13 protein-coding genes and 4 tRNA genes are annotated in these 16,343 nt (G+C 54.5%); 5 read left to right on the top strand and 12 right to left on the bottom strand.

Annotated elements, in window-relative coordinates:
- Nucleotide 1: 1 nt before the first annotated feature.
- Entirely contained in the window at nucleotides 2-925 is a 924-nt protein-coding gene (locus tag K334_RS0110250; RefSeq protein WP_025881705.1) for an ABC transporter substrate-binding protein, read from the bottom strand.
- 102 nt (nucleotides 926-1,027) lie between these two features.
- Between K334_RS0110250 and radA the strand changes: the two genes are divergently transcribed.
- The 3 genes from radA (at nucleotide 1,028) to K334_RS0110235 (ending at nucleotide 4,754) form a co-directional block, all read left to right on the top strand.
- A complete protein-coding gene (gene radA, locus K334_RS0110245) occupies nucleotides 1,028-2,416 on the top strand; it encodes a DNA repair protein RadA (protein WP_027444914.1) in 1,389 nt (462 codons plus the stop codon).
- 257 nt (nucleotides 2,417-2,673) lie between these two features.
- Nucleotides 2,674-3,327, top strand: coding sequence for a 7-cyano-7-deazaguanine synthase QueC (queC, locus tag K334_RS0110240; protein ID WP_021589429.1), 654 nt, complete (start codon nucleotides 2,674-2,676; stop codon nucleotides 3,325-3,327).
- Nucleotides 3,328-3,500: 173 nt separating this feature from the next.
- Nucleotides 3,501-4,754 carry a phosphoglycerate kinase gene (locus K334_RS0110235; RefSeq protein WP_025881697.1) on the top strand — a complete coding sequence of 418 codons (1,254 nt, stop codon included), beginning with the start codon at nucleotides 3,501-3,503 and terminating at the stop codon, nucleotides 4,752-4,754.
- A 124-nt stretch (nucleotides 4,755-4,878) separates the two neighbouring features.
- On the opposite strand, the gene K334_RS0110230 is transcribed toward K334_RS0110235, so the two are convergent.
- From K334_RS0110230 to K334_RS0110180, 10 genes are all read right to left on the bottom strand, one after another.
- Entirely contained in the window at nucleotides 4,879-5,508 is a 630-nt protein-coding gene (locus K334_RS0110230; protein WP_025881696.1) for a 4'-phosphopantetheinyl transferase family protein, read from the bottom strand.
- Complete coding sequence (gene gldE / locus K334_RS0110225; RefSeq protein WP_051218734.1) at nucleotides 5,489-6,781, bottom strand: gliding motility-associated protein GldE; 1,293 nt, start codon at nucleotides 6,779-6,781, stop codon at nucleotides 5,489-5,491. The genes K334_RS0110230 and gldE overlap by 20 nt, the downstream gene beginning before the upstream one ends.
- A gap of 131 nt (nucleotides 6,782-6,912) precedes the next feature.
- Complete coding sequence (locus K334_RS0110220) at nucleotides 6,913-7,329, bottom strand: single-stranded DNA-binding protein (protein WP_021589376.1); 417 nt, start codon at nucleotides 7,327-7,329, stop codon at nucleotides 6,913-6,915.
- A gap of 26 nt (nucleotides 7,330-7,355) precedes the next feature.
- Nucleotides 7,356-7,895 carry a hypothetical protein gene (locus K334_RS0110215; protein WP_021589382.1) on the bottom strand — a complete coding sequence of 180 codons (540 nt, stop codon included), beginning with the start codon at nucleotides 7,893-7,895 and terminating at the stop codon, nucleotides 7,356-7,358.
- Between the two features lie 32 nt (nucleotides 7,896-7,927).
- Nucleotides 7,928-8,000: transfer RNA gene (locus K334_RS0110210), tRNA-Gly, on the bottom strand.
- Between the two features lie 21 nt (nucleotides 8,001-8,021).
- A tRNA-Leu gene (locus tag K334_RS0110205) sits at nucleotides 8,022-8,105 on the bottom strand.
- A gap of 27 nt (nucleotides 8,106-8,132) precedes the next feature.
- Nucleotides 8,133-8,214, bottom strand: a tRNA-Leu gene (locus tag K334_RS0110200).
- 39 nt (nucleotides 8,215-8,253) lie between these two features.
- Nucleotides 8,254-8,326: transfer RNA gene (locus K334_RS0110195), tRNA-Gly, on the bottom strand.
- 179 nt (nucleotides 8,327-8,505) lie between these two features.
- On the bottom strand, nucleotides 8,506-9,666 hold the full coding sequence (gene nspC / locus K334_RS0110190) for a carboxynorspermidine decarboxylase (protein ID WP_025881689.1): 1,161 nt from the start codon (nucleotides 9,664-9,666) through the stop codon (nucleotides 8,506-8,508).
- A gap of 325 nt (nucleotides 9,667-9,991) precedes the next feature.
- The gene (locus K334_RS0110180) at nucleotides 9,992-11,290 is read right to left on the bottom strand and encodes an alpha-L-fucosidase (protein ID WP_025881685.1); all 1,299 of its coding nucleotides are present in this window, start codon (nucleotides 11,288-11,290) and stop codon (nucleotides 9,992-9,994) included.
- A 324-nt stretch (nucleotides 11,291-11,614) separates the two neighbouring features.
- On the opposite strand from K334_RS0110180, the gene K334_RS0110175 reads away from it, so the two are divergent.
- The gene (locus K334_RS0110175) at nucleotides 11,615-12,553 is read left to right on the top strand and encodes a ribose-phosphate pyrophosphokinase (RefSeq protein WP_021589390.1); all 939 of its coding nucleotides are present in this window, start codon (nucleotides 11,615-11,617) and stop codon (nucleotides 12,551-12,553) included.
- Nucleotides 12,554-12,642: 89 nt separating this feature from the next.
- Here the strand turns inward: K334_RS0110175 and K334_RS0110170 are convergent, their stop codons facing one another.
- Nucleotides 12,643-14,313 (bottom strand): hypothetical protein, encoded by a 1,671-nt coding sequence (locus K334_RS0110170; protein ID WP_036890322.1) that lies wholly within the window; start codon nucleotides 14,311-14,313, stop codon nucleotides 12,643-12,645.
- 404 nt (nucleotides 14,314-14,717) lie between these two features.
- Here K334_RS0110170 and K334_RS0110165 point away from each other — a divergent pair, with 404 nt between their 5' ends.
- The gene (locus tag K334_RS0110165) at nucleotides 14,718-16,328 is read left to right on the top strand and encodes a PD-(D/E)XK nuclease domain-containing ATP-binding protein (protein WP_025881684.1); all 1,611 of its coding nucleotides are present in this window, start codon (nucleotides 14,718-14,720) and stop codon (nucleotides 16,326-16,328) included.
- Nucleotides 16,329-16,343: the final 15 nt, after the last annotated feature.

Here is a 16,343-nt window from a genome sequence, read left to right as displayed (position 1 = left end):
TTCAAAATGTTCTGTTGTCTTCCTGGTCGGCCTTCCTCACATCGGCGGCCTGCGGCTTTCGCGCGTGTTCATATCGAACAGGGGGCAACTGCCTGATGGTCTTCATGTCGACGTCATACTTTTTCAGCAACTCGGCGTAGTGGACGAATCCCCGTTTGTTGATACTGTCGCAGGCCATGTCGTAGGCTTTCGTGAAGTTCCGCAACTGCTCGCGCCGCCGCTTGTCAGCCAACGCCGCCTTGCGGAACGCGATGACGCCGAAGTGGACGCCCTGTCGGCGCGAGTCGGCCAGGATGTTGTGCCCCATCAGGCGTGCCTTGGTGGCCTGCGGCTCGGGCAGCCACATGGCGTCCATCTCGTTGTTGAGCAGCATGAGGAGCCTCAGCCTGACATTGTTGATTTGTATGTTGAACACCTTCTCTTTCAACTTCACCGTGTCCAGGGTGTTCCGCGTCAGATAATCGGTCGCCGAATAGCGGGTCATGGCCACCATCCTGTCGCCCAGCTGATTCAACCGGCGCAGCCGGGCCTTGCGGTTGGCGACGAGTTGCCACGACAAGCCGGTGGCAGCGACATACTCCAGGGGCGTGCCGCGGCGCACGATACGCTGCGCCCTGACCAGGTCGGTCGCCATTCCCTCCACGCTGCCGCCCAAGAGGGCCGTGTCGCAATCCATCTGCGCATTGAAATGACGCAGTCGGACGTCGACGCCCAACGTGTCGAAGAGCCGTTCCTTCTGCGCCACCAGGATGGGAAGGCAGTCCAAGGTGGGCAGCACCGCCACCTTCAGAGCCAGCGAATCCTGCCGCAGAAGGCTTGCCTGGCGGGCGCGGGACGCACGCTGCCGCTCTTCATAGGAGTTGCCGCAAGCCCCCAGAGCCATGCAGACGAGAAGAAAAACAATGTATTTTCGCTGAAAAACCATATCCATTACACGGAGTTCGTTATGCGTGCAAAAATAACAATAAATTTTGTAACTCTTGAAATAATTACTACTTTTGTAAAGATTTACCCATATTGAAACGTCATGGCAAAAGAGAAGACAGCGTATGTGTGCGGCAATTGTGGCCAGGAATCTACAAAATGGATTGGGAAATGTCCGAATTGCGGACAATGGAACACGTTCAAGGAAATCCGGATAGCCAACGACACCGCGGCAACGACAGCCAGGCAAGCGGCCCAATCGGTCAGAACTTCGCTCAACCATAGCAACCATCCCCTCTTTCTTCATCAGATTTCGGCTCAGGACGAGCCACGAATCGACCTGCACGACGAGGAACTCAACCGCGTGCTCGGCGGCGGACTCGTGCCCGGAAGCATAGTGTTGCTGGGCGGCGAGCCAGGTATCGGCAAGAGCACGCTCACCTTGCAGACCGTCATGGGCGTCAGAGGCAGGAGGATTCTGTATGTCAGCGGTGAGGAAAGCGCCCACCAACTGAAGATGAGGGCCGAGCGTTTGAGCCATGAACGGAACGACAACGTGATGATACTTTGCGAGACTTCGCTGGAAGACATCTTCGAGCACATCCGCCAAGTGAAGCCCGAAATCGTCATCATCGACTCCATACAGACCATCTCGACGGGCGAAATCGAAAGCTCGCCGGGCAGCATTTCGCAGGTGAAGGAGTGCTCGGCGCTGCTGCTGCGCTTTGCCAAGACCAGCGGCATACCCGTGATGCTGATCGGACACATCAACAAGGAAGGCACGCTGGCGGGCCCCAAGATTCTGGAACACATCGTCGACACGGTCATCCAGTTCGAGGGCGACCAGCATCACATGTACCGCATCCTGCGAAGTATCAAGAACCGATTCGGCAGCACCTCCGAACTTGGCATTTACGAGATGCAGCAGAACGGACTGCGGCAGGTCTCCAACCCGTCGGAACTGCTGCTGACGCAAGACCACGAGGGCCTTTCGGGCATTGCCATCTCGTCGGCGGTGGAAGGCGTGAGGCCCTTTCTCGTCGAAACGCAGGCCCTGGTGTCGTCGGCCGCCTACGGAACGCCGCAGCGTTCGGCCACGGGCTTCGACCAACGCAGGCTCAACATGCTGCTGGCCGTGCTGGAGAAGCGGGTCGGTTTCAAGCTGATGCAGAAAGACGTGTTCGTCAACATCGCCGGTGGTCTGCGTGTAACGGACTTGGCAATGGACCTGAGTGTCATCGCGGCGATACTCTCCAGCAATGTCGACACGGCCATCGAGTCGGGTTGGTGCATGGCCGGCGAAGTGGGACTGAGCGGCGAGGTGCGCCCCATCAACCGCATCGAGCAACGCATTTCGGAAGCCGAGAAGCTGGGATTCCACAACATGATCGTCCCCAAATACAATCTGCAAGGGCTGAACACGGCGAAGTTCAACATTCAACTGCACCCTGTCAAGAAGGTGGAAGAGGCCTTGCGGCTGCTCTTCGGATGACCGTGCAAACGACTATCCATCAGCGACTTACAATCACCATCCCACTCCCGTTGCGACACCGTGGGCCAACCGTTTTCCCAAAGCAGCCCTTTCAGCCGCCAAAAGCATAGCGATTGCAACGCGAAAGGGCTGCTTTCAGACGCCAAAAGCAGCCCTTTTGGAAAGCGGTTGCGGCCCTTTGCGAAACGCTCCGCGCAACGACGGCGTTTCCACCGATTCTCTTGCACATTCAACCAGACCATCACTTGAGACATAAAATGAAAGATTCAATCATCATCGTGAGCGGCGGCATGGACTCCATCACGCTGCTTCACGACAAGAAGGACGAAATCGCGCTGGGCGTTTCGTTCGACTATGGCAGCAACCACAACCGCCAGGAAATCCCCTTCGCCCAATTGCATTGCGAGCGATTGGGTATCAAACACGTCACCATCCCCCTGGACTTCATGGGCCGCCACTTCAAAAGCTCGCTGCTGGAGGGGGCCGACGCTATTCCCGAAGGCCACTATGCCGAAGACAACATGAAGTCGACCGTCGTGCCGTTCCGCAACGGCATCATGCTGGCCATCGCCGTGGGCATGGCCGAAAGCTACGGACTGACCAAGGTGTTGATAGCCAACCACGCCGGCGACCACACCATCTATCCCGACTGCCGACCCGCCTTCATCGCGGCCATCGACCGAGCGGCGCAGGCCGGAACCTTTGCCGACGTCCGCGTGGAGGCCCCTTACACCCATCTCACCAAAGGCGAAATAGCGGCCGTCGGCAAGCGGTTGAAGCTGGACTACGCCGAAACCTGGAGCTGCTACAAGGGCGGTGAGAGGCACTGCGGCAAGTGCGGCACCTGCATCGAGCGCAAAGAGGCGTTGGCATTCGCGGGCATTGCCGACACCACCGATTATGAAGAATAGGGAAGACGGCCCGAAAGCTCGGACTTTTGCCATCCGGATGTGGCAATAAAAGGCCACAGCCGTACAAAAACTATTAATTGTCAACGGCTTATTTTATCAATCGAATTAAATATCGTATCTTTGCGATTGTTTACAACCCGATATTTTTTACTCACAAAATAAACGTAAAACAAATGAAAATCGATCAATTCAACTTTGCCGGCAAAAAGGCAATTGTTCGTGTAGACTTCAACGTGCCATTGGATGAAAATGGCAAAGTGACCGACGATACCCGTATCCGCGGCGCCCTTCCCACACTGAAGAAGGTGCTGGCCGACGGCGGTTCTCTCATCATGATGAGCCACATGGGCAAGCCCAAAGGCAAAGTAAAGCCCGAACTTTCGCTCGGCCAGATTGTCAAGAACGTGAGCGACGCCCTCGGTGTCGACGTCAAGTTCGCCCCCGACTGCGCCAAGGCCGACGAGGCCGCTGCCGCATTGAAGCCGGGCGAGGCCCTTCTGCTGGAGAATCTGCGCTACTATCCCGAGGAGGAAGGCAAGCCGGTAGGCGTTGAAAAGGGCACTCCGGAATACGACGAGGCCAAGAAGGCCATGAAGGAAAGCCAGAAGGAGTTCGCCAAGAAGTTGGCTTCCTACGCCGACGTCTACGTGAACGACGCCTTCGGAACCGCCCACCGCAAGCACGCTTCCACAGCGGTCATCGCCGACTACTTCGACGCCGACGCCAAGATGTTGGGCTACCTGATGGAAAAAGAGGTGACCGCCATCGACAATGTGTTGAAGAATGCGCAGCACCCGTTCACTGCCATCATCGGCGGATCTAAGGTAAGTTCCAAGCTCGGGGTCATCAAGAACCTGCTCGACAAGGTCGACAACCTCATCATCGGTGGCGGCATGGGCTATACTTTCATCAAGGCACAGGGCGGCAAGATAGGCAAGTCGCTCCACGAAGACGACTTGATGCCTGAAGCACTCAACGTCATGGCAGCCGCCAAGGAGAAGGGTGTGAACCTCAGCCTGTCCGTTGCCACCGTATGCGGCAAGGACTTCTCCAACGACACGGAGCGCAAGGTGTTCCCAATCGACCAGATTCCCGACGAATGGGAAGGCATGGACGCTTCGGAGGAGAGCCTCGCAGCGTGGAAGAAGATCATCCTCAGCTCCAAGACCATCCTCTGGAACGGTCCGGTGGGCGTCTTCGAGTTGGAGAACTTCGCCCACGGAACCGGTGAAATCGCCAAGTACGTGGCCCAGGCCACCCAGGAGAACGGCGCGTTCTCGCTCGTTGGCGGCGGCGACTCCGTGGCAGCTGTCAACAAGTTCGGCTTGGCCGACAAGGTGAGCTACGTGTCTACGGGTGGCGGCGCCATGCTCGAAGCCATCGAAGGCAAGGTGTTGCCGGGCGTTGCGGCCATCAAGGGCGAATGAATGCCTACGGTCATTCGATGATACACTAAAAAACTCATCTTGGTTCTGCACCAAGATGAGTTTTTTTTATATTGTTCCCATCGCTCTTCTACATGCGACGACCCCCCGAAACCTGTGCCGCCTCTCATCGGCCAACGGCCCATGTCAGCACGTAGGCGGGCGTCACCCGGTAGCAGAAGCCGACAGCTATTTTCCGCAACACGTTTTCCATGACGCCCCGACGGACTTCTCCATCGGCTGTCATGGTTGTCTCAAGCACAGGTTGTTCGACCAAACGCATGTCAAAGTATTGCAGTTCGTCTTCATAGTACAGCTTGTACAGCGTTTCCTTCGCGCACCAGACGATCAAGCGGCCAATCGTGTCGGGCGCGCATTCGTCCCGGCGGACGAAACGTTCGGCTATCCGGTCCACCCGACCGCTCATATACTCCACGTCGACGGCCACATTGTAGCGTTCGGAGAGGATGACCGCGGCGTAGCCACAGGTGTGGCTGACGCTGATATGCCAGCCTTCCACGACGGGACGGCCCGACGGTTCATGGGAAATGACAAGCTCACGATTGCCCGTCATGGCATGAAGCAGGGCATAGACGGCCAGCGTCTCCTTCCGGCGTGACTCGCTCTTGCAGTCTGCCAGCACCTTTTTCCAAATCGATTCGGGTACGAGTGGACGCAAGTCCTCTGCCTCCTGCTCTATCTCCCACAGGCCCAACAGGACGCCGGACCCGAGTTTCTCAATCTTGAGGAGTGCCATCGGTCTTCTTGTGAACGGTCACTTTGATCTTGGTAATCCGCCTTTCGTCTACAGAGAGAATCTCAAACGTATAGTTCTTGTAGTCTATCACTTCGTGCACACTCAAGAAATCTCCCTTTATTTCGAGCAGCAATCCGGCCAAAGTGTCGGCTTCCCCCTCCACTTCGGAGAACTCGTCGTCGTTGATGTTCAGTATTTTGCAGAAGTCGCTCAGCAGTGTCTTGCCCGCAAAAACATAAGTGTTGAAATTCAATTTGGAATAGATGTGCTCGTCCTCGTCGTACTCATCGTTGATTTCTCCTACGATTTCTTCCAGAATATCCTCCAGCGTGACAATGCCACTGGTGCCTCCAAACTCGTCGACGACAATGGCGATATGCACCTTGTTGTCCTGAAATTCGCGCAACAAGTCGTCTATCTTCTTCGTTTCCGGCACGAAATAGGCCGGCCGAATCAGGCTTTGCCACCTGAAATTGGCATTCTTCTGCAAATGCGGCAGCAAGTCCTTGATATACAGAATGCCCCTGATGTCATCTTCGTTGTTCTGGAAAACGGGAATCCGACTGTAGTTGTTGTCGACGACGCACTTCAACACGGTGGCGAAATCGCTGTGTATGTCCAGGTCGACGATGTCCTGCCGGCTTGTCATCACTTCCTTGGCTGTCTCGTCGCCGAACCGGATGATACCCTTCAGCATGCTCTGTTCGTTCTTGATATCGTCCTTGTCCGTCAATTCCAGCGCCTGTTCCAGTTCATCCACGCTGAGCACGTGGCTCTCCTTCTGCACCACCTTCTCGGCAACGACGCCGCTTCGCAGCAGAATGGTCTCCAAAGGCCAGAAGAGTTTTCGTATCAGGAGAACGCCGTTGACGGCTCTGCGGCAGAACATCAAGGGGTCTTGCCGGCTGTAGATCTTGGGCATGATCTCGCCGAAGAGCAACAGGATGAACGTGAGCAATACGGTCAGGATGAGGAATTGCAGCCAATATGCCTGCGGTCCGAAGTGCAACACGGAACCGAAAATATAGTTGCAGAGCATGATGATCGTCACGTTGACGAAGTTGTTGGCTATCAGTATGGTTGCCAACGTGCGTTCGCTATCGGCCCGCAGCAGCTGTATCTTTCTGTCCCGCTCGGTCTTTTCCTGTGCAAGTTCTGCAATATCGGTTGGGGAAAGGCTGAAAAACGCGATTTCGGAACCGCTTGCGAAGCCCGAGAAAAGGAGCAGGACAACGGCCAATACGGCGGCCAGCAGCACGCCGGCTGTCGGCATTTGAAAATAAATGTCCTGAAACGCGTCTGTTATAAATGAGCTATCCAAAATGCGGAAGATTGAAAATAAAGTCTGTTTGTCGTATTATCACGCTGTTGGTCTAAACCTAAAATCCATTCTGACGGCTATCATCAGAATGGAAGTGGGCTTTTGGTGTCGTTTGCGGTTTCCTTACGCTCATCCGATTGGGCTGCGGTTTTCTTCTCGGCGTCGGTGTCGTGCCTCGTCGAAAGAAGCTCCATGTTGTCTGCCAGAATCTCCGTGACATACCGCCGCTGCCCTTTCTGGTCGTCATACGACCGATAGCGCAGTCGTCCCTCCACATAAATGCGGTCGCCCTTATGGACATATTTCTCGGCAACCTTGGCCAGACCGCGCCACATGATGATGTTGTGCCAGTCCGTGTGGTCGGGAACCTGCGTTCCGTTCTGCAACGTATATCCCCGTTCGGTTGTCGCCAACGGGAATTGCGCCACAGCCTGGTCGTTGTCATAATAACGAACATCAGGCTCCTTGCCTACATTTCCTATCAGCATTACTTTGTTCATAGCGGCTTTCCATTGAGAGACGGGGGTCACTTCCACATTCCAAGATACTTGAAACGGAAGTTCTTGCCTTTGGCAGAGGGGAATTGCGAACGGCCGTCGACGCGTTCACGCAAGTAATCCACGATTCTGTCATAGCATTCCAAGCCCGACGTGGCCTTGCATGCAACGACAAAATGCGTGTCGCGATACTCGTGCTTGCCCGTCGAAGGAATCATGACAACCCGCTTGAAATCGAGCGTTCCCTCGTACCAACCCGGCACTTTCTCGGTCAACCGCGTCACCGCAGTGGCGGCAAGTCCCTGCTTTTCGTTTACAATCTGCCGTACAGCTTTCTTTTGTTTGAAGTCCATCATGGTCGGGGCAAGTGTCTTGATGATGATGAAATATACCCGTTGACGGACTTTATAGCGTTTCGGATAAAGGACATCGCTGTTTACATAGTCTCGAATATCTGCCTCCAATTCGGGAGTTACACCGATTTCCGGTATGGAATAGAGAAAGTCCAAGGCTTCTTCAACATTAGAAACTAATGTCTCTTTATCGAAATATCGCAAATATAAGTTCATTGATTGCTTTTATGTTTCTCGTCAAGAAAAAGAGCGGAAAACGGGACTCGAACCCGCGACCCCGACCTTGGCAAGGTCGTGCTCTACCAACTGAGCTATTTCCGCAAACAAAGTAGTTCAACAAAGTGAAGAGGAGGAGACTCGAACTCCCACGTCACAATTGACACTACCCCCTCAAAGTAGCGCGTCTACCAATTCCGCCACCTCTCCAAAATGTTGTATGCTGAACAAAATGAGTGCCCAGAACAGGACTCGAACCTGCACGTCGTAAAACACACGCACCTGAAACGTGCGCGTCTACCAATTCCGCCACCTGGGCAAAAGAAGAAAACTTTCCGGTATTTTGTTCAGCATGTTGAGCGGAAAACGGGACTCGAACCCGCGACCCCGACCTTGGCAAGGTCGTGCTCTACCAACTGAGCTATTTCCGCAAACCCTTTATTGCAAAGGAGCACTTCTCTAAATGCGGTTGCAAAGGTAAGGTTTTTTTTTATTCCTGCAAACTTTTCGGCGTCTTTTTTCAACGCAACGCTTGTTTTTTATTCAGCTTCAGGCAGCCATTTCTTCGAAAGAATACGGCCAAAAGCATGATAATCCTTTCACTATCAGGCTAATCCATCCGGCTCTTGTAATCCTCGTAAGAATACGAACGCAGAACTTCCAGCTCGCCACTTTCGTGCAACAAGCCGATGGAAGGATGAGAAATGCCATTGAAAGTGTTTGTCTTTACGGTGGTATAATGCAGCATGTCTTCAAAAATGACAGGCTCGCCGACCTCCAACGGATGGTCGAATTTCCAATAGCCCATGAAGTCGCCACTCAGACACGAGTTGCCTCCCAGCCTGTAGACGGTCGACGACGCGTCGGGCGCGTCCATGTGTTCCGCGAAACGGACAGTCGGGGAATAGGGCATTTCCAAGCAATCGGGCATGTGACAGGTGAAACTTACGTTCAGAATGGCCGTGCGTATGCCGTGGTCTTCCACCACATCGACCACCTGCGACACCAACGGTCCCGTCTGCCAGGCAAAGGCGCTGCCCGGTTCCAGGATGACTTGGAGCCAAGGATAACGGCTGCGAAACGCTTTCAACAGCCGGACAAGCCTGCTGACGTCATAGCCGGCGCGCGTCATCAGGTGTCCGCCGCCGAAATTCATCCATTTCAACTGCGGAAACCAACGTGCAAATTTGTCCTCGATATGGTGCAAGGTGCGTTCAAACACGTCGGCCCCGCTCTCGCAATGGCAATGGCAGTGAAAGCCAACGATGTCTTCGGGCAAATCGGCGGGCAGCTTTTCTGCCGCAATGCCAAACCGGGTGCCCGGCGCGCAGGGGTTGTACAGATCCGTCTCGACCTCGGAATACTCGGGGTTGACCCGCAGCCCCAGCTGAATGGCGGGGTTCTGCCGCCTCACCCGCTGGTGAAAGCGCTCATACTGCGAAAGCGAATTGAACTGCAAATGGCTGGAACAGCGTGCTATCTCGTCGATTTCATAGTCGGTGTAGGCCGGCGAGAACGTGTGTGTCGGGCTGCCAAACTCCTCCAAACCCAGCCTTGCTTCCGCCAGAGAGCTGGCTGTCGTGGAGTGTATATACTCGCGAAAGATGGGGAATGTCTTCCAAAGCGCGTAAGCCTTGAAGGCCAGAATGACCTCCACCCCAGCCTCACGGGCCACCCGCTGGATGGTTTTCAGATTGTTCCGCAGGCGGTTTTCCTCCAATATATACATCGGTCGGTCCATCCCCCGACAGGTCTGTATGTCTATCTTCATATCTTCCATTTTACCAAAGCTGTCCTTTCTGTTTGCAAAAACAGCCCTTTTGCCTCGCAAAAGCGGCCCTTTCGGCGGCTGAAAGCTGGCCTTTGAAGCGGTCAAAGGGCTGCTTTGGCAGCCCAAACAGGCCACGATTCATATTCCATTGATAATGAACGAGTTGCCAACGCTTTGAAGCGAAGCGTGAAAAGAGCTGTCTGTGCTGCGTGGCCATCGGCCATCAAACAAGGAACGCTTGTTGTTCAGTCTGCAAAAATAACACTTTACAACTGAACAACAAGCGTTTTGATTGGATTATTGTCGTTTTGACACTCCTCTTCCCCTACTTCAACTGCACTTCGACGATGGTGTCGACGCCTGTCGGGACGGCCGGAAGCTGAAGAAGAACGCCGTCGTTGGCCTTCACGACGCCCACCGGTTTCTTGTCGGCGAACATGCGGGCCTTGGCAACGCTCTTTGCGGCGACCGGCAGGAACAGCGCCTTGTCGGCCAAATTGAGGATGTGTACATAGAGCGTGTCGCCCTTTTGCGTGGTCACGCCCCAGTCACGAGGCGCCACCATGCCGCCGCGGGTGTCGTAGATGGTCTCTCCATTCACCTTCATCCACTCCCCAATACCCTTCAAACGTTCGAGAGCTTCAACGGGAATCTGCCCGTCGGGACGCGGCCCCACGTTCAGAAGCAAGTTGGCGTTGCGCCCGGCCGCGCCCACCAACATCTGTATCAGCTTCTCCGTCGACTTGTATTTCTTGTCCGTTATGCTGTAGCCCCAGTCACCGTTCATCGTCAGACAGGTCTCAAGCGGCAGTTCGCTGATCGAAGCGTCGCCCTGCAATCCATAAGTGTTCTGTCCGGGCAGGTCTTGCTCGAACATCTGGATGTCCTCGCCCTGATTCACGGCACCATGGTGGTTGTTGCCTATCAGGCAAGCGGGCTGCAGTTTGTGAATCAGCGCGTACTGTTCGGGCAGGTGCCAGTCGAACGACGGGTCCTGGTCGTGGTCCCACCAGCCGTCAAACCAGATGCAGTCCATCTTTCCATAGTTGGTGAGGAGTTCGGTCAGCTGCCTGTTCATGAAAGAGAAATAGCTTTCCCAGTCCTGTCGGTCCGTGGGACGTCCCAGTTTGAGGCCCGTGCGCCCGAGCGGATAGTCGAGCCGTTGCCAATCCAGATGGGAGTAATAGAGATGCAAACCGATGTCATGCTTGCGGCAGGCCTCGGCCAAAGCCTTCACCACATCCTTTCCGTATGGCGTGCCGTCCACAATATTATAATTGGACTCAGCCGTCTTGAACATCGAGAAGCCGTCGTGATGGCGCGTCGTGAACGTGATGTATCTGGCGCCCGCCGCCTTGAAGGCCTTCACCCATTCGTCGGCATTGAACTTGGACGGACAGAAGCCATCGGCCAAATGCGTGTATTCCTCATGATTGATGTGCTTGTTGTTCATCACCCATTCGCCGTCGCCCAGCATGGAGTAGATTCCCCAGTGGATGAAGATGCCGAACTTGTTGTTCTGAAACTGTTTTCTGGCATTCAGATTCTCCTTTGCAGGCCGGTATTGCGCAAGGCCAACCATGCAAACCGCCAATGAAATGACAAATAAGGATAGTTTTTTCATACGATTATAGATATGTAGTATATTGTTTACAGCAAAGCGGTACTGTGCAAAACGGCGACGGTCGCCGTCCGATTCCTCGTCGGCCTGCCCGGCAACCTCCGTCAATTTCCCAGCAAAGATAGCTTTTTATAAGAATAACATTGGCTGTTTGATATAAAATTTCTACTTTTGCAGGTGAAAAGACCGTTTCAATGTTGACAATGATGATTCAGCCAAGCATTATCCATTCAGGCCGTCTATTCTTTTCAGATAGGCATAAGCAATTGTCAGCCTATGCTTTCCCGCAGCAACACCTTAACATTTGTAATATAAAACCAACAAGAAATGAGTGAGAAAAACTCTTTTTTAGTTTTCTCAGGTACCAACACGAGATACCTTGCAGAAAAGATTTGCGCCAGTTTAGGCTGTCCCCTCGGCAACCTCGTCGTCACCCGCTTCTCCGACGGTGAATTTGCGGTTTCCTACGAAGAGTCCATTCGCGGCCGTGATGTATTCCTTGTGCAGAGCACTTTTCCCAATTCTGACAATCTGATGGAGCTTCTTCTGATGATCGACGCGGCCAAACGTGCCTCCGCCCGCCACATCATTGCCGTCATCCCCTACTTCGGCTGGGCCCGACAGGACCGCAAGGACAAGCCCAGAGTGAGCATCGGCGCCAAGCTGGTGGCCGACTTGCTGAGCGTGGCAGGTATCGACCGCCTCATCACGATGGACTTGCATGCCGACCAGATTCAAGGTTTCTTCGATGTTCCGGTAGACCATCTCTACGCCTCCGGCGTCATCCTGCCCTATCTTCAGAGCCTCCACCTCAAAGATCTCGTCATCGCTTCGCCCGACGTGGGCGGTTCGAAGCGCGCCAACACCTATGCCAAGTATCTCGGGTGTCCCCTCGTGCTCTGCAACAAGACCCGCGCGCGCGCCAACGTCGTCGACAGCATGCAGATCATCGGTGAAGTGAAAGACAAGAATGTCGTCATCGTCGACGACATGGTCGACACGGCGGGCACGATTGCCAAGGCGGCCGACATCATGAAGGCGGCCGGTGCCAAGAGCGTGCGCGCCTGCGCCTCCCACTGCGTCATGAGCGGTCCGGCGTCCGAACGCGTACAGGGTTCGGCATTGGAAGAAATCGTTTTCACCGATTCCATCCCCTACTCCAACCGCTGCGCCAAGGTGAAGCAGCTCTCGGTGGCCGACATGATCGCCGAAACAATCCGCCGCGTTGTCGAGAACGAAAGCATTTCATCGCAATATCTCGTATAAGACACTCGCCACATCTTTCGCTATAAGAAAAAAAAACGGCTGGAAGTCACTGTTGATTTCCAGCCGTTTTCTTTGCTTTGGCCTGAGAACTACTCTGGCTTATCCACCCCACCGGCACTCATCCCGGGGCCTCCACCCGCGGTAAAGCCACGACTCTCGCCACTCTCCCATGGCGACACCCAGAAAGCGTAAAGGTCGCCGTGGGTCAGATAGAACTTCATGCGGACGACTTTGCCCGCCAATGCCGCCACGTCATCATGCTTCCTCCATGTGACACGCAACTTTGTCTTGTCCACGCCGCGCGGCATGCGGCAGTCCTTCCTGCCATAGCCGGGAATCACCTGTCCGTCGCGATCGAGAAGTTCCACGGCCAGCAGACCTCTCCGCCTCACATCGACATTGACAAACAGATGTTTGCCATCAAAGGTGAGCGGTTCGGTGATGAGATAGCCTTCTTTCCCGCCGGCCCGCATAGAGACGAAGCCGTCGCGGCGCAGCATGGCCAGGCCGGTGGACGTATAGCTGTCCCACATGATCTTGTTGAGACGCCGACCGGAAGCATAGAAATACAGCGAATCGCCGACGATGAGCGGCGTACCGTTGACAGACTGCACGTTGCCCCAGTTCCAAGCCCCTTCCGTCTCGTTCACATTCATGAACGCATTGTGGGTTGGACGATGGAAGTGAAAGCCGTCACGGCTGTAGCCCAGCGAGACAACATTGCGCTTCTGTATGCCTTCCTGCTGGCAGACGTTGTTTTCCGGCCCGGCCCAGGCTGTGTATTGTCCCAGCATAATGCTCTCGTAGGGTATGACATCAAAGTTGTAAATGCCCGGTTCCGTTGCAGGATACTTCTCATGCCGCAGCTCCTTGTCATCGGGAACAAACCAGAAACGCATGTTGCGGTCGGCAATATCATGGCGGAAACGATGGGTAAGGCTCACGAGCGTCTCTGGATTTTCGTGCTCTATATAGGCACGTGAACGCCCCGACACGGGTGTTCCATCACGCAGGCTGAGGGCCCAACGACGCGTAAAAGGATTGTAGAATGCAGTGGAACGGTCGTAGACATCGCCCGACTGGGCAACGCCACGGCTCCACCGACGCCCGTCTGACGAATATTTCAGGACAACCTGCCAACGCTTGTCGGCCGTCCGCCGCTCGATATTGAAGAATTTCCAACGCTTCTGCGGGTCTTTTTCAAATCGGTCAAGCCACACCGTGGCCGCGTCACGCCAGCAGGTGTCGACGACATTGGTGCCGGGAACGACATCGAGGTTGACCTTGCGCCACTTCTTGCCGTCCTTCGACTCCGCATAACAGGTGTAGAAGGTTTGACTACTCTCCTTGTGCATCGTTCCCGCACCCGCCAAATACCACATCTTATAGACTTTCTCCTTCTCATCATACCAAACGCCATCGGAGAAAGGGGCCGCATAGGGGGCGCCATCGGTTGTGTTCTCCCACTTCTCCGTCGGCTCAAGTACCGGATTACCTGGATAGAAATCGGGCGTGTGGCACACACGTTGCAAGTCGGTTCGACTGACGAGGAAGTCATCGACAAACAGCTGGCGGCCGTTGTTGATGGGCAACACCTGCGGTTTGGGCTGAAGATAAGGCACAGGCATTTCATGCCGTTCCGTGGGAATGGGGTATTGCGGGGGCCATTGCTCGGGCAGGCGTATGCCATTGCTCAGTGTCTGGGCGGACACGACGGACGACAACGAAAACAGCAACAGGCCGGAGAAAACAACTTTCATACTTGTACAAGATTTTACGATTTGCTAAACAAAGACGTTCTTCGTATCCGGCCAAATGACCACCCATTTTAACCGTCAACTCAACATCCTTCTACAAACATACGAACTAATCTTATAATTTCCAATTATTTTATGGTTAATTTTAGACTGCGTCTTTCCACATCGTCAGATGACCGCGGAATAGACCGTAACCAGCCCTGAATGGACAACAAGTATCTTTCGAGGAGCTGAAAGGATAGCTTTTACAAGCCCACCACACTGCTTTTTGCACGCAAAGGCAGTGCGATTGAATGATTCAAAGGGGCTGACAATTCGCTCAACAGCGCAACTTTTTGGCATAATCCACCAGATATCCGAAAAAAATATGTAAGTTTGCAAAAGGACTTATCACACATTATAATATAATGAAATACCCAATCGGCATTCAAGACTTCAGAAAGATAAGAGAGGATGGTTATGTCTACATCGACAAAACAGACCTTATCCATGATTTGGTGAAAAACGGAGCCATCTACTTTCTAAGCCGTCCCCGCCGCTTTGGCAAGTCGCTGCTCGTGTCCACATTGAAATATTACTTTCTGGGCGAAAAGAATCTGTTCAAAGGGCTTGCCATCGACACGCTGGAGACGGAGTGGAAGCAATATCCCGTGTTCCATCTCGACTTCAACGGCAGCAACTTCACCGACCCAGATGAACTGGGACGAACGATAGAGGCTTTCGTTGCCCAAGGGGAACGGCGCTACGGAAAGGCCATCGACGAATTGGGAATCGGGAGGCGCTTCGCCCACGTGCTGCATGCCGCCCACGAACAGACGGGACTGCGCTGCGTCGTGCTCATCGACGAGTACGACAAGCCGCTTCTCGACGTGCTGGACATCCCCGACACCATCCGCAAGAACAATGTAGACAAGACGCTTGAGGAATACAACCGTGAGGTTCTGAAAGGTTTCTACTCGGTCTTCAAGGCGGCCGACCAGGACCTTCAGTTCGTGCTTCTCACGGGCGTTACGAAGTTCTCTCAGGTCAGCGTGTTCAGCGGCTTCAACCAACCCAACGACATCAGCATGGCCCCTAAGTACGACGCGCTTTGCGGCGTGACCACCGAGGAGCTGCACACGGTCTTCGCCGAGGGCATAAGCGAGCTGGCCGAGAGCCTTGGGACGACGGCGGAGGACATGAAGCGGCAGCTGAAACGCCAGTACGACGGCTATCATTTCAGCCGGATGATGACCGACGTGTACAATCCCTTCAGCCTTCTCAAGGCCTTCGACAACCAGGACATCCGTGACTTCTGGTTCCAGACGGGCACGCCTTCCTACCTTCTCAGGCTGCTGGACCACTGCGAGGAGAACGTCAACGAGCTGGTGGGGAGGTACTATGACGCCCAGGAGTTCGTCGACTACAAGGCCGACGTGGAGAAGCCGCTGCCCATGATCTACCAGAGCGGCTACCTGACCATCAAGGGTTATGACCCCGACGTGCGCCAGTTCCTGCTCGACTTCCCCAACGCCGAGGTCACCAAGGGCTTCATCTCCTTGCTTTCGGCAGATTATTTCAAGTCCAAGGAAAGCGCCTCTTCGGCCGTGGCGCAGATGGTTTTGGCATTGAAGCGGGGCGACACGGAGCTTTATCGCGAACTGCTCACTTCTTTCCTGGCCAGCATTCCCTACTCGGCGCGGCGCCACGAGAACGAGCGGGAGCAGGAACGCTACTTCCAATACACCGTCTATCTCCTGATGCGGCTGATGAGTGTCTACACCGTCTACCACGAGAAGCAGACCAGCCAGGGGCGCGCCGACTTCATCATAGAGACGCCCAAGTACGTCTACATCTTTGAATACAAGCTCAACCGCCCCGCAGCGGAGGCCATCGAACAGATTGACAAGTGCGGCTACGCACGCGAGTATGCAACCGACAGAAGGCCGTGTTTCAAAATCGGCATAGCGTTCAGTTCAGAAACAGGAACGATAAGTGATTGGGCTTGCCTGCCGGTCACCCACAACGGAGACCTGTAAACGGCAACGCCATTT

Source organism: Segatella baroniae DSM 16972 = JCM 13447 (genome assembly GCF_000426585.1).
Taxonomy (GTDB): Bacteria; Bacteroidota; Bacteroidia; order Bacteroidales; family Bacteroidaceae; genus Prevotella; species Prevotella baroniae.
The sequence above is the reverse complement of the archived record's forward strand: the minus strand, read 5'-3'. Positions and strand labels throughout refer to the sequence as shown.

Coding starts and splice junctions, on each gene's coding strand:
- K334_RS0110250 (WP_025881705.1), bottom strand. CDS start 925: ATGGTTTTTCAGCGAAAATACATTGTTTTTCTTCTCGTCTGCATGGCT.
- radA (WP_027444914.1), top strand. CDS start 1,028: ATGGCAAAAGAGAAGACAGCGTATGTGTGCGGCAATTGTGGCCAGGAA.
- queC (WP_021589429.1), top strand. CDS start 2,674: ATGAAAGATTCAATCATCATCGTGAGCGGCGGCATGGACTCCATCACG.
- K334_RS0110235 (WP_025881697.1), top strand. CDS start 3,501: ATGAAAATCGATCAATTCAACTTTGCCGGCAAAAAGGCAATTGTTCGT.
- K334_RS0110230 (WP_025881696.1), bottom strand. CDS start 5,508: ATGGCACTCCTCAAGATTGAGAAACTCGGGTCCGGCGTCCTGTTGGGC.
- gldE (WP_051218734.1), bottom strand. CDS start 6,781: ATGCCGACAGCCGGCGTGCTGCTGGCCGCCGTATTGGCCGTTGTCCTG.
- K334_RS0110220 (WP_021589376.1), bottom strand. CDS start 7,329: ATGAACAAAGTAATGCTGATAGGAAATGTAGGCAAGGAGCCTGATGTT.
- K334_RS0110215 (WP_021589382.1), bottom strand. CDS start 7,895: ATGAACTTATATTTGCGATATTTCGATAAAGAGACATTAGTTTCTAAT.
- nspC (WP_025881689.1), bottom strand. CDS start 9,666: ATGAAGATAGACATACAGACCTGTCGGGGGATGGACCGACCGATGTAT.
- K334_RS0110180 (WP_025881685.1), bottom strand. CDS start 11,290: ATGAAAAAACTATCCTTATTTGTCATTTCATTGGCGGTTTGCATGGTT.
- K334_RS0110175 (WP_021589390.1), top strand. CDS start 11,615: ATGAGTGAGAAAAACTCTTTTTTAGTTTTCTCAGGTACCAACACGAGA.
- K334_RS0110170 (WP_036890322.1), bottom strand. CDS start 14,313: ATGAAAGTTGTTTTCTCCGGCCTGTTGCTGTTTTCGTTGTCGTCCGTC.
- K334_RS0110165 (WP_025881684.1), top strand. CDS start 14,718: ATGAAATACCCAATCGGCATTCAAGACTTCAGAAAGATAAGAGAGGAT.